General features: G+C 66.9%; 22 protein-coding genes and 1 other RNA gene. 8 read left to right on the forward strand and 15 right to left on the reverse strand.

Features of this window, described 5'->3' with window-relative positions:
• Window positions 1-6: 6 nt before the first annotated feature.
• Window positions 7-672: a TetR/AcrR family transcriptional regulator C-terminal domain-containing protein gene (locus tag BoBH3_RS14090; protein WP_262331448.1), complete on the reverse strand. Its 666-nt coding sequence runs from the start codon at window positions 670-672 to the stop codon at window positions 7-9.
• Window positions 673-812: 140 nt separating this feature from the next.
• Between BoBH3_RS14090 and BoBH3_RS14095 the strand changes: the two genes are divergently transcribed.
• On the forward strand, window positions 813-1,358 hold the full coding sequence (locus BoBH3_RS14095; protein WP_262331942.1) for a DUF924 family protein: 546 nt from the start codon (window positions 813-815) through the stop codon (window positions 1,356-1,358).
• Between the two features lie 5 nt (window positions 1,359-1,363).
• Here the strand turns inward: BoBH3_RS14095 and BoBH3_RS14100 are convergent, their stop codons facing one another.
• The 5 genes from BoBH3_RS14100 to BoBH3_RS14120 form a co-directional block, all read right to left on the reverse strand.
• The gene (locus BoBH3_RS14100; RefSeq protein WP_262331449.1) at window positions 1,364-1,588 is read right to left on the reverse strand and encodes a hypothetical protein; all 225 of its coding nucleotides are present in this window, start codon (window positions 1,586-1,588) and stop codon (window positions 1,364-1,366) included.
• A 2-nt stretch (window positions 1,589-1,590) separates the two neighbouring features.
• Window positions 1,591-2,133 (reverse strand): acetolactate synthase small subunit, encoded by a 543-nt coding sequence (gene ilvN, locus BoBH3_RS14105; RefSeq protein WP_262331450.1) that lies wholly within the window; start codon window positions 2,131-2,133, stop codon window positions 1,591-1,593.
• 50 nt (window positions 2,134-2,183) lie between these two features.
• Window positions 2,184-2,873 carry a glutathione S-transferase family protein gene (locus tag BoBH3_RS14110; RefSeq protein WP_262331451.1) on the reverse strand — a complete coding sequence of 230 codons (690 nt, stop codon included), beginning with the start codon at window positions 2,871-2,873 and terminating at the stop codon, window positions 2,184-2,186.
• Window positions 2,870-3,580 (reverse strand): aspartate/glutamate racemase family protein, encoded by a 711-nt coding sequence (locus BoBH3_RS14115; protein WP_262331452.1) that lies wholly within the window; start codon window positions 3,578-3,580, stop codon window positions 2,870-2,872. Before BoBH3_RS14115 ends, BoBH3_RS14110 begins: the two co-directional genes overlap by 4 nt.
• A gap of 107 nt (window positions 3,581-3,687) precedes the next feature.
• Complete coding sequence (locus BoBH3_RS14120; protein WP_262331453.1) at window positions 3,688-5,451, reverse strand: acetolactate synthase 3 large subunit; 1,764 nt, start codon at window positions 5,449-5,451, stop codon at window positions 3,688-3,690.
• 327 nt (window positions 5,452-5,778) lie between these two features.
• Between BoBH3_RS14120 and BoBH3_RS14125 the strand changes: the two genes are divergently transcribed.
• On the forward strand, window positions 5,779-7,239 hold the full coding sequence (locus tag BoBH3_RS14125) for a GGDEF domain-containing protein (protein WP_262331454.1): 1,461 nt from the start codon (window positions 5,779-5,781) through the stop codon (window positions 7,237-7,239).
• A 31-nt stretch (window positions 7,240-7,270) separates the two neighbouring features.
• On the opposite strand, the gene miaA is transcribed toward BoBH3_RS14125, so the two are convergent.
• The gene (gene miaA, locus BoBH3_RS14130) at window positions 7,271-8,212 is read right to left on the reverse strand and encodes a tRNA (adenosine(37)-N6)-dimethylallyltransferase MiaA (RefSeq protein ID WP_262331455.1); all 942 of its coding nucleotides are present in this window, start codon (window positions 8,210-8,212) and stop codon (window positions 7,271-7,273) included.
• Here miaA and serB point away from each other — a divergent pair.
• Window positions 8,163-9,098 carry a phosphoserine phosphatase SerB gene (gene serB, locus BoBH3_RS14135; protein WP_262331456.1) on the forward strand — a complete coding sequence of 312 codons (936 nt, stop codon included), beginning with the start codon at window positions 8,163-8,165 and terminating at the stop codon, window positions 9,096-9,098. The genes miaA and serB overlap by 50 nt on opposite strands.
• A gap of 173 nt (window positions 9,099-9,271) precedes the next feature.
• On the opposite strand, the gene BoBH3_RS14140 is transcribed toward serB, so the two are convergent.
• From BoBH3_RS14140 to BoBH3_RS14175, 8 genes are all read right to left on the reverse strand, one after another.
• On the reverse strand, window positions 9,272-9,613 hold the full coding sequence (locus tag BoBH3_RS14140; RefSeq protein ID WP_262331457.1) for a DHCW motif cupin fold protein: 342 nt from the start codon (window positions 9,611-9,613) through the stop codon (window positions 9,272-9,274).
• Window positions 9,614-9,693: 80 nt separating this feature from the next.
• Window positions 9,694-11,211, reverse strand: coding sequence for a DegQ family serine endoprotease (locus tag BoBH3_RS14145; RefSeq protein ID WP_262331458.1), 1,518 nt, complete (start codon window positions 11,209-11,211; stop codon window positions 9,694-9,696).
• A 146-nt stretch (window positions 11,212-11,357) separates the two neighbouring features.
• Complete coding sequence (locus BoBH3_RS14150) at window positions 11,358-11,546, reverse strand: DUF2065 domain-containing protein (RefSeq protein ID WP_262331459.1); 189 nt, start codon at window positions 11,544-11,546, stop codon at window positions 11,358-11,360.
• An 18-nt stretch (window positions 11,547-11,564) separates the two neighbouring features.
• On the reverse strand, window positions 11,565-12,491 hold the full coding sequence (gene hflC, locus BoBH3_RS14155) for a protease modulator HflC (protein WP_262331460.1): 927 nt from the start codon (window positions 12,489-12,491) through the stop codon (window positions 11,565-11,567).
• Window positions 12,488-13,645, reverse strand: coding sequence for an FtsH protease activity modulator HflK (gene hflK, locus BoBH3_RS14160; protein WP_262331461.1), 1,158 nt, complete (start codon window positions 13,643-13,645; stop codon window positions 12,488-12,490). The genes hflC and hflK overlap by 4 nt, the downstream gene beginning before the upstream one ends.
• A gap of 198 nt (window positions 13,646-13,843) precedes the next feature.
• Window positions 13,844-14,362, reverse strand: coding sequence for a dihydrofolate reductase (locus BoBH3_RS14165; RefSeq protein ID WP_262331462.1), 519 nt, complete (start codon window positions 14,360-14,362; stop codon window positions 13,844-13,846).
• 4 nt (window positions 14,363-14,366) lie between these two features.
• Window positions 14,367-14,846: a GNAT family N-acetyltransferase gene (locus tag BoBH3_RS14170; protein WP_262331463.1), complete on the reverse strand. Its 480-nt coding sequence runs from the start codon at window positions 14,844-14,846 to the stop codon at window positions 14,367-14,369.
• Window positions 14,843-15,637: a thymidylate synthase gene (locus BoBH3_RS14175; protein ID WP_262331464.1), complete on the reverse strand. Its 795-nt coding sequence runs from the start codon at window positions 15,635-15,637 to the stop codon at window positions 14,843-14,845. The genes BoBH3_RS14170 and BoBH3_RS14175 overlap by 4 nt, the downstream gene beginning before the upstream one ends.
• A gap of 209 nt (window positions 15,638-15,846) precedes the next feature.
• On the opposite strand from BoBH3_RS14175, the gene BoBH3_RS14180 reads away from it, so the two are divergent.
• The 5 genes from BoBH3_RS14180 to fumC all read left to right on the forward strand — a co-directional run bounded on the left by BoBH3_RS14180 (window position 15,847) and on the right by fumC (window position 18,966).
• The gene (locus BoBH3_RS14180; protein WP_262331465.1) at window positions 15,847-16,134 is read left to right on the forward strand and encodes a PepSY domain-containing protein; all 288 of its coding nucleotides are present in this window, start codon (window positions 15,847-15,849) and stop codon (window positions 16,132-16,134) included.
• A 66-nt stretch (window positions 16,135-16,200) separates the two neighbouring features.
• Window positions 16,201-16,503, forward strand: coding sequence for a PepSY domain-containing protein (locus BoBH3_RS14185; protein WP_262331466.1), 303 nt, complete (start codon window positions 16,201-16,203; stop codon window positions 16,501-16,503).
• A gap of 38 nt (window positions 16,504-16,541) precedes the next feature.
• Window positions 16,542-16,896: a transfer-messenger RNA gene (gene ssrA / locus BoBH3_RS14190) on the forward strand.
• 57 nt (window positions 16,897-16,953) lie between these two features.
• Window positions 16,954-17,556, forward strand: a complete 603-nt coding sequence (locus BoBH3_RS14195; RefSeq protein ID WP_262331467.1) for an SspB family protein — start codon at window positions 16,954-16,956, stop codon at window positions 17,554-17,556.
• 15 nt (window positions 17,557-17,571) lie between these two features.
• A complete protein-coding gene (gene fumC, locus BoBH3_RS14200; RefSeq protein ID WP_262331468.1) occupies window positions 17,572-18,966 on the forward strand; it encodes a class II fumarate hydratase in 1,395 nt (464 codons plus the stop codon).
• The last annotated feature ends 16 nt before the right edge of the window (window positions 18,967-18,982 follow it).

Below are 18,982 nucleotides of genomic sequence, written 5' to 3' on the forward strand. Positions count from 1 at the left end.
CTTGGGTTACGCGTTGATCTTGCTGCGGCTCGGCTCATTTGATGCCGCGCCGTAGAGGGTGAAAAACTGTTCCGTCGCACGCTCAGCGTCGCTTGCGATCTCGGCCCTGCTCAGTGTCAGCGGGTCGCCCAGCAACAGGCGGATCTGCACGTCGCGGCCGACGAGGCCGAACAGCGTCCGGAAGGCGGTCTCGGTATCGTCGAAGGCGATGAGCCCGGCCTCGCGCCCGGCTTCCAGCACGGGCTTCAGCCGTTCCCCGATGGCGAAGCGGCCATTGGCCAACATGATCGAGCCGAGATTGCCGTCGCGCGAGGCCGCCTGGCTGACGCCGATGCGGTTGAGCGCGATCGAGGTCGGCGAGGAGATGACTTCCAGCCAGTTCGCCGCAAAGCGCTTCAGGCTCTCGCGCAGCGCACCGGCATCGAGCTTCTGCCGGTCGTAATTGCCCGCCCTCACCTTCGAGGCCTGCCACTGCACCGTGGCGGTCAGCAGGCCGTCGCGGTCCCCGAACCACTTGTAGAGCGTTTCCTTGGAGCAGCTCGCCCGCCGCGCCACCGCGGTCATGGTCAGCCCGCTGCCCTTCTCGACCATCAGGCTCAGCACAGCGTCGAGCACGGCCTGCTGGCGCGCGGTCAGCGCCTCGCCCTGCGTCTCTGCGGCAGCCTGCGTCATGGGATCGGAAAATCCAGTACCGTACGTTACGGTTCAGCCATCTAGCGCAGCGGCGAATGGCGGGCAAGCGTTATTCGGGCCTGGCTTGGCCGCTTCGAGTAACTATCTCCGCCCGTAGAGAAAGCAGGAGACCGTCACTGATGACCTTGCCGAGCGCCGCCGAGACGATCGCCTTCTGGCACGAAGCCGGTCCGGAGAAATGGTTCGCCAAAAACGACGCCTTCGATGCGGCAATCAAGGCGCGCTTCTTCGCCGCGCATGAAGCCGCAGCCGCAGGAAAACTGCCGGATTGGGAACAGACGCCGGAAGGGGCCTATGCGCTCCTCATCCTGCTCGACCAGTTTCCGCGCAACCTCTTCAGGGGAAGCCCGAGGGCCTTTGCGACGGACGCGCAGGCGCTGGCCATCGCGCAGCGCGCCATCGCCCGCGGTTTCGACACATCCTACCAGCCGCCCGCGCAGCGCTTCTTCTACATGCCGTTCATGCATTCCGAAGCGCTCGCCGATCAGGATCGCTGCGTCGCGCTCTGCCAGGCGGCCGGCGACCCGGACGGCGTGAAACACGCCGAAATCCATCGCGACATTATCCGCGATTTCGGCCGCTTCCCCCATCGCAACCCGGTCCTCGGGCGCGAGACGACCGCCGAGGAACAGGCGTTTCTCGAGAAAGGCGGCTTCGCGGGCTGAAGAAATCAGCCGGCGGCGCCCTGCGCCGCCACACGCTGCAGCATGATCGCCGCGACGGTCATCACGAAGCCCGCCCACCAGAGCGGCGAGCGCAGGATTTTGCCGCTGCCGGGCGGCTCGGCAGCCGCGCGGCCGCCCATTCGCATGATCACGGGCCCCGCAAGGCAGGCGAAACCCGCGATCCCGAGCCCGAGCGAGATCAGGTTGAGGGCTTCCGGCGTCAGCGCCATGCTTACATCGCCTCGGGCCCGCGGCTCATCGCCGCGATGCCGGTGCGCGAGACTTCCGTGAGGCCCACCACGGTCATCAGCTTGATGAAGCGCTCGATCTCGTCGGTCGATCCGGTCAGCTCGAAGACGAAGGAGGTCAGCGAGGCATCGAGCGTGCGCGCTCCGAAGGCGGAAGCCAGCCGCATCGCCTCGACGCGGTGCTCGCCCTTGCCGACAACCTTGATCAACGCCAGCTCGCGCTCCAGCGCCTCGCCCTGCTCCGTCAGGTCGACGACCCGATGCACCGGCACCAACCGGTCGAGATGCGCCTTGATCTGGTCGACCACGGAAGTCGTGCCGGACGTCACGACGGTGATGCGCGAGAGATGCTTCTCATGCTCCGTCTCGGAGACGGTCAGGCTCTCGATGTTGTAGCCGCGCCCGGAGAAGAGCCCCGCGATACGGGCGAGGACGCCGGGCTCGTTGTCGACGATCACCGCCAGCGTATGGCGCGCGCTCGGCTGGGATTTCGGGGCGTTCGGGTAATGGGTCGCGGGCTTGGACATGACGGACCTGTGGGCGAGGTTAAGCGGGCAAGGTTTAAGCAGGAAAGGATTCAGCTATGGCGGAGATCGACGAGGGCGGGCTCGTCGACCTCGTCATGCGCGACGATCCAGGGCTCGGAGAGCGCTGCCGCCAGCCACTGCCGATAGGCCGGCAGCGTCAGGATCGACCGCATATAGCTCTGCGAGACGGCGTCGACGGCGATGCCATAGGTGTCGAGGCGGGTGACGACAGGCGCGAACATCGCATCGGCCGCCGAGAAATTTCCGTAGAGGAACGGCCCCGAGCCGGCCTTGCCGAAGCGCTCGCGCGCCTCACGCCAGATCGTGGTGATGCGCTCCACGTCGCGGGTTACGGCCGGGCCGCGGTCGCGCGCGGCATAGCGCTTGCCGAGATTCATCGGGCAGGCGCCACGCAGAGCCGTGAAGCCCGCATGCATCTCGCTCGAAACGGCACGGGCATGGGCGCGGGCGGCCGGCTCGCGCGGCCAGATGCCGGCAGCGGGATGCTTTTCATGGAGATACTCGGCGATCGCCAGCGTCTCCCAGACGGCGATGTCGCCATCCACCAGCGTCGGCACCGTGCCGCCGCTCAGCGGAGCCTCGGCATAGACCGTCTCCTTGAAGCCGGGCGCGTCGAGCAGCACGAGCGTCTCCTCGAAGGCGATGCCGGTCGCCCGCATGAGGAGCCAGGCCCGAAGCGACCAGGAAGAATAGCATTTGTTGCCGATCAGCAGTTTCATGCAGCGACGCTCTCCACTTGGTCGGCGAAATCGAGCGCCGCGGCGACATGCAGGGCGGTGGTGTCGAAGACGGGAACGGCGAAATCAGCCTGCGACACCAGCAGCGTGATCTCGGTGCAGCCGAGGATGACGCCGTCGCAGCCCTGCTTGCGCACCGCCCGTTCGACGATGGCACGATATTGCGCCCGCGAGACCGGCTCGATGCGCCCGCGGCAGAGTTCCTCGTAGATGATGCGATGGACAGCCTCGCGCTCCTCCGCGGCAGGCACCAGTGCCTCCACGCCGAAGGCTCTCAGCCGGTCACGATAAAAAGCCTGCTCCATGGTGAAGCGCGTCGCCAGCAGCAGCGGACGGCGCGAGCCCGAAGCCAGGATCGCGCGCGCCGTCACATCGGCCAGATGCAGGAAAGGCAGGTTCGTCGCACCGATGATCCGGTCCGCCACCTTGTGCATCGTGTTGGTGCAGAGCACGAGGCAGGAGGCCCCGGCGCGCTCGAGCCGGCGCGCGCTCTCGGCCAGCGCCGCGCCCGCCGCCGCCCAATCGCCCTGCGCCTGCATCTCGGCGATGGGCGCGAAGTCGACCGAATGCAGCAGCACGTCGGCCGAATGCAGCCCGCCCGCCCGCTCCCGCACACCCTCATTGAGCAGCCGGTAATAGACCGCCGTCGATTCCCAGCTCATTCCGCCGATCAGGCCGATCGTGGCCATGTCGTTCCCCCAACCCTGTGGCCGTCATTCTCCGGAGCAGTGAAGCGCAGACCCGCGAAGCTCTTTCCGGAGATGCTCGGGTCAGGCCCGAACATGACGGTGTTACCTCAAACCAGCTGCTTGCCCTTGGCGTCGATGATCAGACCGGTATCGCCTTCGAAATCCGGCAGGATCATCTCGTTATGCGCCTTGCCCGACGGGATCATCGGGAAGCAGTTCTCTTCCTTCGCCACCAGGCAGTCGAAGATCACGGGCTTGGGCGTATCGATCATCTCCATGATCGCATCGTCCAGCTCGGCGGGGTCGTCGCAGCGAATGCCATGGCCGCCATAGGCTTCCGCCAGCTTCACGAAATCGGGCAGCGATTGCGAGTAGCTCTCCGAATAGCGCCCGCCATGCAGCAGCTCCTGCCACTGCCGCACCATGCCCATGTATTCGTTGTTAAGGATGAAGATCTTGACCGGCAGGCGATACTGCACCGCCGTCGACATCTCCTGCATGTTCATCAGGATCGAGGCCTCGCCGGCGACGTCGATGACGAGCGCCTTGGGATGCTTCATCTGCACGCCGATCGCCGCCGGCAGGCCGTAGCCCATCGTGCCGAGGCCTCCCGAGGTCATCCAGCGGTTCGGCTCCTGGAACTGGAGATACTGCGCCGCCCACATCTGGTGCTGCCCGACCTCGGTCGTGATGTAGGTATCGCGATCCTTGGTCAGCGCGTGAAGGCGTTCGAGCGCATATTGCGGCTTGATGATGCTGTCGGAGCGCTTGTAAGCGAGGCTCTTGCGCCCGCGCCAGCCATCGATCTGCGTCCACCATGCGGCAAGCGCGGTCTTGTCGACCTGCGCGCCACTCTCGCGCCAGATGCGGACCATGTCCTCCAGCACATGCGCGCAGTCGCCGACGATGCCGATATCGACCTTGACCGTCTTGTTGATCGAGGACGGATCGATGTCGATGTGGATCTTCTTCGAGCGCGGCGAGAAGCCATCGATCCGCCCGGTGATCCGGTCGTCGAAGCGCGCCCCGATATTGATCATGACGTCGCAGTCATGCATGGCGAGGTTGGCCTCGTAGGTGCCGTGCATGCCCAGCATTCCGAGCCACTGCTTGTCGGCGGCCGGGAAGGCACCGAGTCCCATCAGCGTCGAGGTCACCGGATAGCCAGTCAGCCGCGCCAGCTCCCTGAGCAGTGCCGACGCATGCGGGCCCGCGTTGATGACGCCGCCGCCGGTGTAGAAGACAGGCTTCTTGGCGGCTGCGATCAGCTCGACCGCCGCCTTGATCTTCTCGATGTCGCCCTTGACCACCGGGCGGTAGGTCTTGTGCTGGTTGTCGCGCGGGCGGCTATAGGCGCCCGTCGCGAACTGCACGTCCTTCGGGATGTCGATGACGACCGGGCCCGGCCGGCCGTTGGCGGCGACGTAGAAGGCCTCGTGCAGGATGCGCGGCAGGTCATGGATGCTCTTCACCAGATAATTGTGCTTGGTGCAGGAGCGGGTGATGCCGACCGTGTCGCATTCCTGGAACGCGTCCGACCCGATCAGATGCGTCGGCACCTGCCCCGTGATGACGACGAGGGGGATCGAGTCGAGCAGCGCGTCGGTCAGGCCGGTGACTGCGTTGGTCGCGCCGGGGCCCGAGGTCACGAGCACGCAGCCGACTTTGCCGGGCGCGGAGCGGGCATAACCCTCGGCCGCGTGCACGGCGCCCTGCTCGTGACGGACGAGCACGTGCTTCACCGCCTCCTGCTGGAAGAGCGCGTCGTAAATCGGAAGTACGGCCCCGCCGGGATAGCCGAACAGATGCTCGACACCCTGGTCCTGAAGCGCGCGGACGACCATCTCGGCTCCGGTCATCATCTCGCTCATAACGCTCTCCTCGGGCTGTTCTTCTGATTGGATTGTCTGGGATGCGGGCAATAAAAAAGGCCCTCGGAGGGGCCTGGGCGTGCGCTGGCGTCGGGGACGCCCGGTTCGTTGAAACCGGCCCCTACCAGCGCACCTGTACGATAATAAGCTTGCGCATCGCGCGATCGATCCTTGGCGGAAGTTGCGAAACGCTAGCGGAGCGCCGCAAGCCGGTCAAGCGCAAACATGGTTTCCCGACCGTGAGCATCGGCCCGGGAGCAGCCTGCCCCTGGGGAACGCTTTTTCAACCCCTGGTTTCATAGATTTTGCGCTGGGATCGGGATGGACATGTATTACGAGGTTCACAGCGAGAATATCGCCGCGCGCGGGCATGCGCCGCAGGTCGCGGAGCTGCTGACGCGCTTCGCTCTTCATACGCGTGAAGACGGCCTTGTTTCGCATGAAAGCTTCACCTCCGACGTGTTCGCCGCCTTCGGCGAGGAGCTGATGGTCCTCGCCCCGACGGCCGACGGCGATTACCGCTGGACCCACTACGGACGCGAGATCGTGCGCTATGCCGGCGGCACGCGGCTGGGGGAGACCGTTTCGGGAATGCGCCCGCAGGTTGCACGCTTCACGATCGACTGCCTCACGCAAACGCTCGCGGAGAACCGGCCGCTCTATACGATCCACCGCTCGAGCAGCACGGTGCGCGTCGCCCTCTGGGAGCGGCTGCTGCTGCCGACGACGGACCGCGCCGGCGGCCGCCATGTGGTCGCCTTCAGCCGGCCGCTGCGGTTCCGCGAGGATTTGCTCGATGCCGTGCTCGAAACCTCGCCCAGCGGCATCGTGGCCTTGCGCGCGCTGCGGGACGAGGCAGGCTGCATCGAGCAGGTTGTCATAGTCACCGCCAACCAGCGCGCTTCGGAGCTGTGCGGGCGCCCGGATATCGACCTGCTCGACACCGACGCCCGCGAGAGCCTGCCCTTTTTCGCCGACGCGGCGATCTGGCGCCGTTGCCGCCACGCCGTCGATCTGCAGCGCGCCGACACCATCGAAACCTCGATCACGCGGAACGGCGGCACAAGCTGGCTCAGGATCGCAGTGGCGCCAATCAGCGACGGGCTCCTGCTGACGCTGACCGACATTACCGACCTGACCATTGCCAACCAGACGCTGCAGCTGCGGGCCGCGACGCTCGCGCTGGAGATCGGGCGGGAGCGCGCCACCCGCCGGGCCCTGTCCGAAGAGATCGGCCAGCGCGAGGAGCGCGAGCGGGAGCTCCGCCGCCTCGCCGAGACCGATCCGCTGACCGCGTTGCTCAACCGCCGCTCCTTTACCGAGAAGGCTAACGCCGACATCGCCAGGGTGACGGCGGCGGGCGGTGACATCGCGCTGATCATCGTCGATCTGGACCACTTCAAGCAGGTCAACGACACGCATGGCCATCCGGCGGGCGACGCCGTCATCCGCGCGTTCGCCGATCTGCTGCTCGGCTTGTTCCGCGGCGAAAGCAATCTCGTCGGCCGCTTCGGCGGCGAGGAATTCGCGATCCTGCTGCAGGATTGCGACCTGGGCTCCGCCAGCGCCGAGGCCCGGAGGATCCAGGAGGCGCTGGCCGCCCGCGCGCTGCCGGTCTCGGAAACGCTCGCCCTCAAGGTGACGGCGAGCTTCGGCGTCGCGATGCGCCTGCCCCGCGAGGGGTTGCCCTGCCTGATGGCGCGTGCCGACCAGGCGCTCTACCGGGCCAAGAGCGAAGGCCGCAACCGCCTCGGCATCGCCGGGCCCGACGCGGCTGCCGCCGCCTGATCGTGCCCCATACCGAAAACCAGCCGGCGCCTTAGCCTTCGAGCCCCGCCAGCGCCGCGCCGAGCGCGTCGCTCGGCGAGACGGCTTGCCAGCCGGCCATCTGGTGGCGGAACCAGGTGACCTGCCGCTTGGCATAGGCACGCGTATCCGCCTGCCCGCGCAGGATCGCCTCCGCCAGCGAGATCTCGCCGTCGAGATGGGCGATCAGCCCCGGCACGCCATGGGCGCGCATGATCGGCAGCAACGGGTCGAGCCCGCGCGCCTTCAGCCGTGAGACCTCGTCGAGCGCGCCCGCCTCGATCATCGCCTCGAAGCGGCTGTCGATCTGCCGCCGTACCGTCTCCCGCTCCGGATGGATGAAGAGCCGCAGCAACCCTTCCTCGCCGAGCGGCCCGGGTTCACGCTCGCCCTGGAAGCTGGCAAGCGACCGCCCCGTTGCCTCGAACACCTCCAGCGCACGCATGATCCGCATCCGGTCGGAAGGTTTCAGCCGCTCGGCCATCGCCGGATCGACACGCGCGAGCTCCGCATGGAGCGCCACCGTCTCCAGCCCTTCGGCACGCATGCGGAAGGCCGCGCGCACGGCCTCGGGCACGGGCGGCATGGCCGAGAAACCTTCCGTCACCGCCTTGAAATAGAGCCCCGTCCCACCGACGAGGATCGGGAGGCGCCCCTCCCCCCGCAATTCGCCGAGCAGTGCCGTGACATCGCTGGCGTAGCGCATCGCGGAGTAGTTCACCGCCCCATCGACATGGCCATAGAGCCGGTGCGGAACCATCGCCTCTTCCGCCTCGCTCGGCCGGGCGGTGAGGATGCGCAGATCTGCATAGACCTGCATGGAATCGGCGTTGACGACCACTCCGCCGGTCCGCCGCGCGATCTCGATCGCCAGCGCGGACTTGCCGCTGGCAGTTGGACCTGCGATGAGCACCGCCCTGATCCTTTCCCCCTGCCGCACCCCGGTCCTCGCCATGTTCGTCGCCACACTCGTATCCGCCCATGGCCAGGCGCTGGTGAGCGAGGCCGTTCTGGCCGGGCTCGCCCGCAGCGTTCCGGGCATCGCCCGCACGGCCGCTCTCGACGGCGCCATCGCCGCCGACCTCTTCGCGGAAGCCATCGACGCGCGCAAGCTCGAAGCTGACATCCGCTCCGCGCTGGCGGACGCGCCGATCGACGTCATCGTCCAGCCGGTGGCGACGCGCCGCAAGGCGCTGTTCCTCGCCGACATGGATTCGACCATGATCGGCCAGGAATGCATCGACGAACTCGCCGATGTCGTCGGGCTGAAGGAGCATGTCGCCGCTATCACCGAGCGCGCCATGCGCGGCGAGATTGCCTTCGAGCCGGCGTTGCGGGAGCGCGTCGCCCTGCTCAAGGGCGTGCCGCTCGGCGTCGTCGAGGAGATCATTCAGAACCGCATCACCCTGACGCCGGGCGGGCGCGAGCTCGTCCGCACCATGCGCGCCCATGGCGGCTACACCGCACTGGTCTCGGGCGGTTTCACCGTCTTCACCGGCCCGATCAGTGCCGTGATCGGCTTCGACGAGCATCGCTCCAACCTGCTGCTGGCGGACGACGGCATCCTGCGCGGCGAGGTCGCCGAACCGATCCTCGGCAAGCAGGCCAAGCTCGACGCCCTCGTCGAGCTGCGCGCTCGCTTCAACCTCGCTCCGGAAGCGACGCTCGCCGTCGGCGACGGCGCCAACGATCTCGCCATGCTGGGCGAAGCGGGGCTCGGCGCCGCCTTCCGCGCCAAGCCGGCGGTTGCGGCCGCGGCCGACGCCCGCCTCGACCACGCCGATCTCACCGCGCTGCTTTACGCGCAGGGCTATGCGGGTAGCGAGATCGTCCGGGACTGAAAAGCGTCATTCTCGGGCTCGACCCGAGAACCTCGGGACCAGAAGGCACTGGTTGAAGAGATGCTCGGGTCAAGCCCGAGCATGACGCGGTGGTAAGCCAAACGACAAAGGGCGGCCCCGCCGCATCTTCGCTCGCTCCGTCCGGGATGACCCGCGTTTCGGAGGGGAACCGTTCAGTCGACGATGAAGAGCTTCGCGCCGGTCTTCGTCGCGGAGCGATGCGCCTCGGCGCCATCGGCGACCTGATAGCTCATGCCGGCTCTGAGCGGCATCACACGCCCATCGGCGAGCGTGGTCTCCATCTCACCATCGAGGCACAGGATGATGTGCCCCTTCGAGCACCAGTGATCTGCGACGTAGCCCGGCGAGTATTCGACCATCCGCACCCGGATGCGGTTCTCTTCGGGGCCGAAATACTGGACCCGCCAGGTCGCTTCGCCGCTGTCGCCGGCATGATGCTCCGGCGGAACAGTCGACCAGTCCGTGGTCACGAAGGGAATCTCGCTGATCTTCATCTCGATCTCCGAACGAGGCATGAAAAAGGGCGGCCTCGCAGGGCCGCCCTGATCCCTTAACCTGAAACGAGCAAGACAGCTCAGTTCATCGACACCGCGACGAAGCGAACCTCGCCCTGCCCGTTCGAGACGAGCAGCAGCGCCGACTTCTTGCCTTCCTTCTTCAGCGCGTCGAGCCGCTTGGTCACGTCCTGCGGCGCGTTGACGGGCTCCTGACCGACTTCGACGATCAGCTCGCCGACCTGGATGCGCTTGTCGGCCGCATTCGAATTGGCGTCGACCTTGGTGATGACGACGCCCTTGAGGCCGTCCTTGATCGAATAGCGCTTCTTCAGCTCGTCGGTCTGCGGCGAGAATTCGAGGCCGAGCGCGCTGGTCACCGCGGGCTTGGCCGGCTCCGCAGCCGGCTTGTTGGCCGAGGCGGTCTGGACCTTCTCGCCATCCTCGAGCCGGCCGAGCTTGACCGTCTTCTGCTCTTCCTTGCCCTTCCGGACGATGGAGACCGGCACGTCCTTGCCGACGGGCGTCGCCGCGACGATGCGCGGCAGGTCGCGCGAATCCTTCACGTCCTTGCCGTCGAACTTGACGATCACGTCACCGGTTTCGAGGCCGGCCGGCTTTGCCGGGCCCTTGTCGTCGATGCCGGCGATGAGCGCGCCGCGCGCCGTGCCGAGCCCGAGCGCCTCGGCGGTGGCGTCGTCGACGCTCTGGATGCGCACACCGAGCCAGCCGCGCCGCGTCTCGCCGAACTCACGCAGCTGATCGACGATGTTGGTGGCCAGCGACGACGGCACGGCGAAGCCGATGCCGACCGAGCCGCCGGTCGGCGACAGGATCGCCGTGTTGATGCCGATGACCTCGCCCGCCATGTTGAACAGCGGCCCGCCCGAGTTGCCCTTGTTGATGGCTGCGTCGGTCTGGATATAGGTATCGTAAGGCCCCTGGCTGATGTCGCGGTTGCGGGCCGAGACGATGCCGGACGACACCGAGCCGCCGAGGCCGAACGGATTGCCGATCGCCATGACGGGGTCGCCGATCCGCATCTTGTCGGAATCGCCGAACTTCACGGCCGGCAGAGGCTTGTCGTGCTTCACACGCAGCACGGCGATGTCGACCTTGCTGTCCTTGCCGATGACTTCGGCCTTGAGGCGCAGTCCGTCACCGAACACCACCGTGATCTCGTTGGCGTCGCCGATGACGTGGTTGTTGGTCACCACGATGCCCGAAGCATCGATCACGAACCCCGAACCGGCCGATTGCGAGCGGCGCTGCTGGGGCGCCTGGCGCTCGCCCTGCTGGTTGCGGCGGTTGAAGAATTCCTCGAACAGATCGCCGAAGGGCGTATCGGGGCCGAGCTGCGGCAATTGCGGCAGGTTGCGGCCCTTCTGGTCGTTGGTGGTCACGGCAGCGATGTTGACCACCGCCGGCATGACCCTGTCGACGAGGTCGGCGAGAGAGGTCTGGCCCGTCAGCAGCGGCGTGTTCGCCTGCGCCGGCCGCGGCGCCAGGACCGGCGCAGCCATCAGCGCGAGACCGGCGACGCCGGCGGCGAACGCAATGCGGAGAGGCCGGTCTGCGAAAACGGTTTTCAATGCCATAGGGTCCTCATGACGGAAAAATGCGGGCCTGTCGGGCAGGCGTTCGATGCTGGCTTGGGCGCCAGACATTGAACCCCGAAATGCGGCGGAAGGGCGACGCACGATCGTGTCATCGAACGCGATCGCCCTGCCTTACTGTTATTCTATCAGACCCCGCGCACCAGCCATACCAGGATCACGCCCAGCACGGCCGAGGCGATGCCGATGAGCCGCATCCGTTCGGCCGGCGTCTCCGCCGCGCTCCTGAGGGCATCCTTCGCCAAATGCGGGATCGCGGCGAAGAGGATGCCCTCGATAGCGAAGACCAGACCGAGCGCCGCGATGAAATCCCGCATCGGGTCGCTCCGCCGGGATCAGGGCCGCGCGGGCGCAGGCGCTGACGGCGTCGCCGCAGCCCCGCCGTCGCGCTGCGCGGTCGGACCGTTGAAGAAGCGGAAGAACGGCGAATCGGGCGAAAGCACCATCCGCGTGTCTCCCGGCTTGATGCTGGCCTCATAGGCCTGCATCGACCGATAGAACGAGAAGAACTCCGGATCCTGGCCGAAAGCCTCGGCGAAGACCTTGTTGCGTTCTGCCTCGCCCTGGCCGCGGATCACGTCCGAGTTCTGCTGTGCCTCGGCGACGATGACCGTCGCGTCCCTGTCGGCCCGCGCCCGGATCTCCTGCGCCTGCTGGCCACCCAGCGCGCGCGCCTCGGCCGCCTCGCGCTGGCGTTCGGTCTGCATGCGCTGGAAGACTGCGGCCGAGTTCGCCGCCGGCAGGTCGACACGGCGCAGCCGGACATCCACCACCGTCATGCCGAAGCGGGTCGCCTCGCGGTTCACGTCGTCCCGGATGCGGTTCATCAGCCGCGAGCGCTCCGTGCGGACCATCGCGGTGAAGCTAGCCTCCGCAAGAACGGAGCGGACATTACCGTTCACGATCGAAGCCAGCTGCGAATTGGCCCGCGGGATGTTGTTGACCGCCTGGTAGAAGCGCAGCGGATCGGAAATGCGGTAGCGCGTGAAGGCATCGACAACGAGCCGCTTCTGGTCCGAGGCGATGATTTCCTGCGCCGGCAGGTCCAGATCGAGGATGCGGTTGTCGAGCAGGGTCACCGTCTCGATCGGCGCGAACCACTTGAAGTAGAGGCCCGGCTCGGTCTTGACGGCGCGCACCGCGCCGAGGCGCAGCACGAGGGCGGACTGCGTCTGCGAAACCACGAAGGTGCAGGCGTAGAGCACCGCCGCGACGGCGACGACGGCGACAAAGAGCGCTGCGCGAAGGAAGGAGCCGTTCATCGGGTCTGCCCTCCCTGCTGCTGACGCAGTCCCGGAGCCGCCGGTCGCGCCTGCTGGAGCTGATCGAGCGGCAGATAGGGCACGACGCCCTGGCCCGTCGAGTCGAGGATGATCTTGTCGGTCCCGCCCATCACGCGTTCCATCGTCTCCAGGAAGAGCCGCTCGCGCGTCACGCCCGGGGCATTCTTGTACTGCTCATAGACCGCGTTGAAGCGGCTCGCCTGACCGCGCGCTTCGGCAACGGTCTGCTCCTTGAAGGCTTCCGCCGCCTGGACGAGCTGGGCCGCCCGGCCACGGGACTCGGGAACGACCCGGTTCGCATAGGTCTGCGCCTCGTTGCGCAGGCGCTCCTGGTCGGCGCGCGCCGCCTGGACGTCGCGGAAGGCGTCGATGACCTGCTGCGGCGGATCGACCTTCTGCAGCTGCACGAGGCGGATCTGCACGCCGGCATTGTAGCCGTTGAGCGTATCCTGCATCAGCTGGCGCACTTCGGTCTCGATCGCGCCGCGATCGGTGGTGAGCACCGGCTGGATGTTGCGACGCCCGATGATCTCGCGCATGGCGCTCTCGGCCACGGCCTTCACCGTGCCCGGCGGGTCCTGGATGTTGAAGACGTAGTTCTCCGGCGTGGCGGGGTCGATCTGCCACTGCACGATGAAATCGATGTCGACGATGTTCTCGTCGCCCGTGAGCATCAGGCTCTCCTCGCCGACATCGGTCTGGCGCGACGTGCGCACCGACTCGATCGTGCGGAAGCCGACCTCGGTGGTGATGACGTTGGTCACCTGGGGCTTGATCACGCTGCCGATGGGATAGGGCCAATTCCAGTTGGCGCCCTCGCCTGTCTTGCCGGCGAACTTGCCGAAGACGACGTTGAGGCCGACCTCGTTCGGCCGCACGAAATAAATGCCGGAGCCGAGCCAGACCAGGATCAGCGCCAGGATGCCGAGCGCCAGCCCGCGCCCTCCGATATTGCCGCCGGGGACCAGGTTCTTCAGCCTGTCCTGGCTACGCCGCAGGATCTCCTCGAGATCGGGCGGATTACCGTTGCCTCCGCCTGAGCCACCGCCGCCCCATGGGCCGCCGCCGCCACTGCCTCCGCGCTGACCCCAGGGGCCTCCCCCGCCACCGCCGCTCTGGTTGCTCCAAGGCATTCTCGAGCCGTTCCCTTCCGTTATGTCGCGGCCGAGCCATAGGTGAGGCATGGCCGCTTGTCAGCGCCTTCGAGCGAAGGACGCCGGGCTGAATTGGTCATGGGCCATGGATTCGTCAACGGCGCAAGCCGTTCATCGTGAACGGGAAGCGGCGATCAGCCGCGCCTGCGCCGAGTTATGCGGGCCTGCGCCGAATTCTCACGCGCGCCTGCGCCAGGTCACGAAGGTGAAAGGATGCTCGTTGTCGGGGTCGGCCGAGTGGCGCTCGTTTGCTCCGGCCTGCTCGAAGGCGGAGCGTTCCCAGTCGGGAAAGAGCGCGTCGCCAGGCGGCTTGGCGTGGACCAGCGTCAGTTCCAGCCTGTCGGCCAGTGGCAGCGTCTGGCGGTAGACGTCAGCGCCTCCGGCCACGGTGACCGAATCCGCCCCATTGGCCGCGGCGATGCGCTGCCCTTCCGCCAGCGCCTCGTCGAGCGAATGAACGACTGTTACGCCTTCCGCCGTGAAGCCCGGATCGCGGGTCAGCACGATGGTCTGCCGCCCCGGCAGGGGCTTGCCGATCGAGAGGAAGGTCTTGCGCCCCATCAGCACGGGCCGGCCGATGGTCAGGCTGCGGAAGCGGCGCAGATCCGTCTTCAGCCGCCAGATCAGCCGGTTGTCGTCGCCGATCACGCCATTGTCGGCGACGGCTGCGACCAGAACGATCGGGCGCTTCTCCATCTGTTCAACTCCCGCCGAGCCGCCGGAGCGCCTCGCCCTCCAGCCGTTTCACAGTCCACTCGTCCTGCGCCTGCGCACCGAGCGAACGATAGAAAACGCGCGAGGGCTCGTTCCAGTTCAACACCCACCAGGCCAGCCGCGGCAGGCTCTCGTCGACGCAACGCTTCGCCAGCCGCGCGATCAGCGCCTTGCCGATGCCCCGCCCGCGTTGGGCGGGCTGGACATAGAGGTCCTCGAGCCAGATGCCGTGGCGGCCGGAGAAGGTCGAATAGGTGTAGAACCACACCGCGAAGCCGACCGGCTGCCCCTCCCATTCGGCGATGTCGCAGAACACCTTCGGGTCGGGCGAAAACAGCGCCTGCTCGATCTCCGCCTCGCTCGCGGAAACCTCGTGCAGCAGCTTCTCGTATTCGGCCAGTTCGCGGATGAAGCCGAGCACGAGCCCGGCCTCGCCAGGCCGTGCGGAGCGGATGGAGAGTGTCATACGGCGATCGGAGCCTTGATGCCGGGATGCGGATCGTAATCCGTGATCGTCACGTCCTCGAACTGGAAATCCTCCAGCCGCGTCACCGCCGGGTTCAGCGTGAGCTTCGGCAGCGCGCGCGGCTCGCGCGAAAGCTGCAGCCGCGTCTGGTCGAGATGGTTCACATAGAGGTGGGTGTCGCCGAAGGAATGCACGAAATCCCCGACGCCCAGGCCCGTGACCTGCGCCACCATATGGGTCAGCAGCGCATAGCTCGCGATGTTGAACGGCACGCCGAGGAAGACATCCGCCGAGCGCTGGTAGAGCTGGCAGGAGAGCTTCCCATCCGCCACGAAGAACTGGAACAGGCAGTGGCAGGGCGCCAGCGCCATCTTCGGGATATCGGCCGGGTTCCAGGCCGAGACGATAAGGCGGCGTGAATCCGGGTTGCGCCGGATCTCGTTCACCACCCAGGCGATCTGGTCGATCACCTGTCCGTCCGGCGCAGCCCATGAGCGCCACTGCCGGCCGTAGACGGGGCCGAGATCGCCGTTCTCGTCCGCCCATTCGTCCCAGATGGTGACGCCGTTTTCCTGCAGGTAGCGGACATTGGTGTCGCCGCGCAGGAACCAGATCAGCTCATGGATGATCGAGCGCAGATGCAGCTTCTTCGTCGTGACCAGCGGGAAGCCCTGCGAAAGGTCGAAACGCATCTGGTGGCCGAAGACGGCGAGCGTGCCGGTTCTGGTGCGGTCCTCCTTGCGGACGCCCTCGGTCAGGACGCGTTGGAGCAGGTCTTGGTACTGGCGCATGTCGAATCTCTGGAGAGCGGGCGAGCATAGCCGCTCGCGGCCCGGCTCGCCCACCCCGGCTGCGGGGCTTCCCCAACTTTGCGGGGGTGCCGCGACAGCTTCCGGCGGGAACCTGCCCGTTGCCGCGCCCGTTCTTCCCCAAACACACCATTCGAGCAGAACACACAATTCGAGAAGGAGAGGCAGAGATGCTTTCGCGACGCTCCACGATGCTGGCCGCACTGGCCACATGCGCAATCCCGGCGCTGGCCTCGGCTCAGTCCCCCGAGACGCCCAAGCCTTCAGACCGGATGATTTCGAAGGACGATGCGCGTCGAATCGCCAATAAGCACGGCATGGCCCGCGTCGAGGACATGACCTTCGATGACGGCCACTGGAAGGTCGAAGGCCGCGACGCCACCGGCGCCGTCATCCAGATCAATCTGCGCGGCAGCGACGGGACCGTGATGCGGCTGGAACGCGAACGGCCCGCCTCCGCCAAGGCCGATCGGAGCTGAAACTCACGCGATCGCGACTTGCCGTGACCGCCCGCATCCGCAAACCCGCCTCAATCGGGACCGCTCATGGCGGCCCGATCGACGCGGGATACGCCGATGCGAATGACAAGAAGAACGATCTGCCTCCTCGCGGCCCTTGGCCTGAGCGGATTCGCCGCCGGACCGGCCCGCGCCAGCAAGGCGAAAATCCGAGAAACCATTGCAATCATCTCCGAGAGCCAGGCTCGCTCCATCGCCTGGAGCGCTGGCCTGGTCCATGTCGAGGAGATCCTGCGATACGGCGACCGCTGGGAGATCGCCGGCCGCAGCGCCGACCATGACGAAATGATGCTCGATATCGACATCAGAAATGGTCGTATTCTCGACTGAGGCGGGAAAACCGCACATCCTGTCGAAATCCGCGCTACGCTCTTTCCCCGCGCCCACGCTCGCCCTATATTCCCTGTGCCGCTCGCAAGAACGGCTATGGCGATAAACGGATCTCGAAATAAGCCTTTCGGACCCGGGGGCAGTACCCGGCGCCTCCACCAAAGCCCTGTGAAAGCAGAGTTTTGGCGGGGGCGAAACAGGATCGACGAGGGTGTAAAGGTTATCCCTTTGCTCGGCATGGTTCCGCCGTTATCGGGCCAAAGCATAGTTGCCAACGACAACAATGCTCGGGTTGCTGTCGCCGCGTAAGCGGTGCTGGTTCCCAAACCAAAGCCCTTGCGTTTAGCCGCGTAAGGCGGGGCTCGGAGGCGCCTGGCAACAGAAGCCTCCACTTTCTTCTCAGCATGCCGGCTCTTCCCGCCGGAGCAACAAGCGGAACACGTCGACCCGATGTCCAAGGATGTGCTGCGTTACGATCTGATGGTGCAGGAGGCGCTGAAGGGCGTCGTCCGCAAGATCCTGGCGGAGGCGGCACGGGACGGACTGCCGGGCGAGCACCATTTCTACGTCACCTTCCGAACGGGGGCTCCGGGCGTGCGCCTGTCGCAGCGCCTGCGGGAGAAGCATCCGGACGAGATGACGATCGTCCTGCAGCATCAGTTCTGGGACCTGAATGTCTCCGACCACTCCTTCGAGGTCGGGCTCTCCTTCTCCGGCGTGCCGGAGCGCCTGCTCGTGCCCTTCGACGCGCTGACGACCTTCTTCGACCCCTCCGTCCAGTTCGGCCTGAAGTTCGAGACCCAGGGCGAGCCGGAGGGAGCGTCGGAAGCGACCGAGGCCGAGGAGCCCCCGGCGGCGGCGCCCACCCCCGTTCCGGCAAAGGTTGTCCCGGCTGGAAAGGTCGTCCCGGCTGGCGTGCCGGCGCTGAAATCCCGCACGCCCGCAGCCGAGACCGCCGAGAAGGATGGCGATTCGGCCCCTGCCCCGGAGGCCGAGGATGCGGCCAAGGGCGCCGAGGTCGTCAGCCTCGATGCCTTCCGCAAGAAGACCTAGAGCCCGGATCCTCCAATGACCGAGACGCGCACCGAAACCGATTCCTTCGGCCCCATCGCCGTGCCGGCGGATCGATATTGGGGTGCGCAGACGCAGCGCTCTCTTGAGAACTTCAGGATCGGCAGCGAGAGCGAGCGCCTGCCATTGCCGCTGGTCCATGCGCTGGTACTGGTCAAGAAGGCCGCGGCCCATGTCAACGCCCGGCTCGGCCTGCTCGACCAGCGTGTCGCCGGCGCGATCGGCCAGGCGGCTGACGAAGCGCTCGCCGGCAAGTTCGACGGGCATTTCCCGCTCGTGGTCTGGCAGACCGGCTCCGGCACCCAGTCGAACATGAATGCCAACGAGGTGCTGGCGAACCGGGCGAACGAGTTGCTCGGCGCGCCCCTCGGAGCCAAGACGCCGGTCCATCCCAACGACCACGTCAATCGCGGCCAATCCTCGAACGATTCCTTCCCCACCGCGATGCATATCGCCGCGTCGCTTGAGATCGCCCGCAGGCTGCTGCCCGCCCTGCGCAGTCTCGAGAAGGCGCTCGACGACAAGGCGAAGGCCTTCAAGGACCTCGTCAAGATCGGACGCACGCACCTGCAGGACGCGACCCCCGTCACGCTCGGGCAGGAATTCTCGGGCTACGTCATGCAGGTTCGCCTCGGCATCGGCCGGATCGAGGCGATGCTCGGCGGGCTCCATGCGCTGGCTCAGGGCGGCACCGCGGTCGGCACCGGCCTCAACGCCCACCCGGACTTCGCCGTCGCCTTCGCCAAGGAGGTCGCGACGCTGACCGGCCTGCCCTTCCGCACGGCCGAGAACAAGTTCGAGGCGCTGGCGAGCCACGGCGCGCTCGCTGCCGCCCATGGTGCGCTCGCTGCGCTGGCCTCCGACCTGTTCAAGATCGCCAACGACATCCGCCTGATGGGCTCCGGCCCGCGCTCCGGCCTCGGCGAGATCAGCCTGCCGGAGAACGAGCCCGGCTCCTCGATCATGCCCGGCAAGGTCAACCCGACCCAGGCCGAGGCGCTGACGATGGTCGCGACGCAGGTCCACGGCAATCAGGCCACGATCGGTTTCGCCGCCTCGCAGGGTCACTTCGAGCTCAACGTCTTCAAGCCGGTGATCGCGGCCGCATTCCTTCAGTCCGTGCGGCTTCTGGCCGATGCGGCCGACAGCTTCCGCACCAACTGCGTCGAGGGCATCGAGGCCAACGAGGCGCAGCTCAAGGACCTGCTCTCGCGCTCCCTGATGCTGGTGACGGCGCTGGCCCCCGCGATCGGCTACGACAAGGCAGCGGGCATCGCCAAGGCCGCGCATCACAACGGCACCACGCTGCGCGAGGAAGCGCTCAGGGCCGGCGTCGCGGCCGATCTCTTCGACCAGACGGTCAGGCCCGAGCTTATGCTCGGCCCGGCCTGACGAACGGGAACGCGCG

The sequence above is a fragment of the Allobosea sp. BH3 genome (genome assembly GCF_025499465.1).
Lineage (GTDB): Bacteria > Pseudomonadota > Alphaproteobacteria > Rhizobiales > Beijerinckiaceae > Allobosea.

Excerpts from the sequence above, each read along its gene's own strand:
- BoBH3_RS14090 (WP_262331448.1), bottom strand. The coding sequence starts at position 672 with ATGACGCAGGCTGCCGCAGAGACGCAGGGCGAGGCGCTGACCGCGCGC.
- BoBH3_RS14095 (WP_262331942.1), top strand. The coding sequence starts at position 813 with ATGACCTTGCCGAGCGCCGCCGAGACGATCGCCTTCTGGCACGAAGCC.
- BoBH3_RS14100 (WP_262331449.1), bottom strand. The coding sequence starts at position 1,588 with ATGGCGCTGACGCCGGAAGCCCTCAACCTGATCTCGCTCGGGCTCGGG.
- ilvN (WP_262331450.1), bottom strand. The coding sequence starts at position 2,133 with ATGTCCAAGCCCGCGACCCATTACCCGAACGCCCCGAAATCCCAGCCG.
- BoBH3_RS14110 (WP_262331451.1), bottom strand. The coding sequence starts at position 2,873 with ATGAAACTGCTGATCGGCAACAAATGCTATTCTTCCTGGTCGCTTCGG.
- BoBH3_RS14115 (WP_262331452.1), bottom strand. The coding sequence starts at position 3,580 with ATGGCCACGATCGGCCTGATCGGCGGAATGAGCTGGGAATCGACGGCG.
- BoBH3_RS14120 (WP_262331453.1), bottom strand. The coding sequence starts at position 5,451 with ATGAGCGAGATGATGACCGGAGCCGAGATGGTCGTCCGCGCGCTTCAG.
- BoBH3_RS14125 (WP_262331454.1), top strand. The coding sequence starts at position 5,779 with ATGTATTACGAGGTTCACAGCGAGAATATCGCCGCGCGCGGGCATGCG.
- serB (WP_262331456.1), top strand. The coding sequence starts at position 8,163 with ATGAGCACCGCCCTGATCCTTTCCCCCTGCCGCACCCCGGTCCTCGCC.
- miaA (WP_262331455.1), bottom strand. The coding sequence starts at position 8,212 with ATGGCGAGGACCGGGGTGCGGCAGGGGGAAAGGATCAGGGCGGTGCTC.
- BoBH3_RS14140 (WP_262331457.1), bottom strand. The coding sequence starts at position 9,613 with ATGAAGATCAGCGAGATTCCCTTCGTGACCACGGACTGGTCGACTGTT.
- BoBH3_RS14145 (WP_262331458.1), bottom strand. The coding sequence starts at position 11,211 with ATGGCATTGAAAACCGTTTTCGCAGACCGGCCTCTCCGCATTGCGTTC.
- BoBH3_RS14150 (WP_262331459.1), bottom strand. The coding sequence starts at position 11,546 with ATGCGGGATTTCATCGCGGCGCTCGGTCTGGTCTTCGCTATCGAGGGC.
- hflC (WP_262331460.1), bottom strand. The coding sequence starts at position 12,491 with ATGAACGGCTCCTTCCTTCGCGCAGCGCTCTTTGTCGCCGTCGTCGCC.
- hflK (WP_262331461.1), bottom strand. The coding sequence starts at position 13,645 with ATGCCTTGGAGCAACCAGAGCGGCGGTGGCGGGGGAGGCCCCTGGGGT.
- BoBH3_RS14165 (WP_262331462.1), bottom strand. The coding sequence starts at position 14,362 with ATGGAGAAGCGCCCGATCGTTCTGGTCGCAGCCGTCGCCGACAATGGC.
- BoBH3_RS14170 (WP_262331463.1), bottom strand. The coding sequence starts at position 14,846 with ATGACACTCTCCATCCGCTCCGCACGGCCTGGCGAGGCCGGGCTCGTG.
- BoBH3_RS14175 (WP_262331464.1), bottom strand. The coding sequence starts at position 15,637 with ATGCGCCAGTACCAAGACCTGCTCCAACGCGTCCTGACCGAGGGCGTC.
- BoBH3_RS14180 (WP_262331465.1), top strand. The coding sequence starts at position 15,847 with ATGCTGGCCGCACTGGCCACATGCGCAATCCCGGCGCTGGCCTCGGCT.
- BoBH3_RS14185 (WP_262331466.1), top strand. The coding sequence starts at position 16,201 with ATGGCGGCCCGATCGACGCGGGATACGCCGATGCGAATGACAAGAAGA.
- BoBH3_RS14195 (WP_262331467.1), top strand. The coding sequence starts at position 16,954 with ATGTCCAAGGATGTGCTGCGTTACGATCTGATGGTGCAGGAGGCGCTG.
- fumC (WP_262331468.1), top strand. The coding sequence starts at position 17,572 with ATGACCGAGACGCGCACCGAAACCGATTCCTTCGGCCCCATCGCCGTG.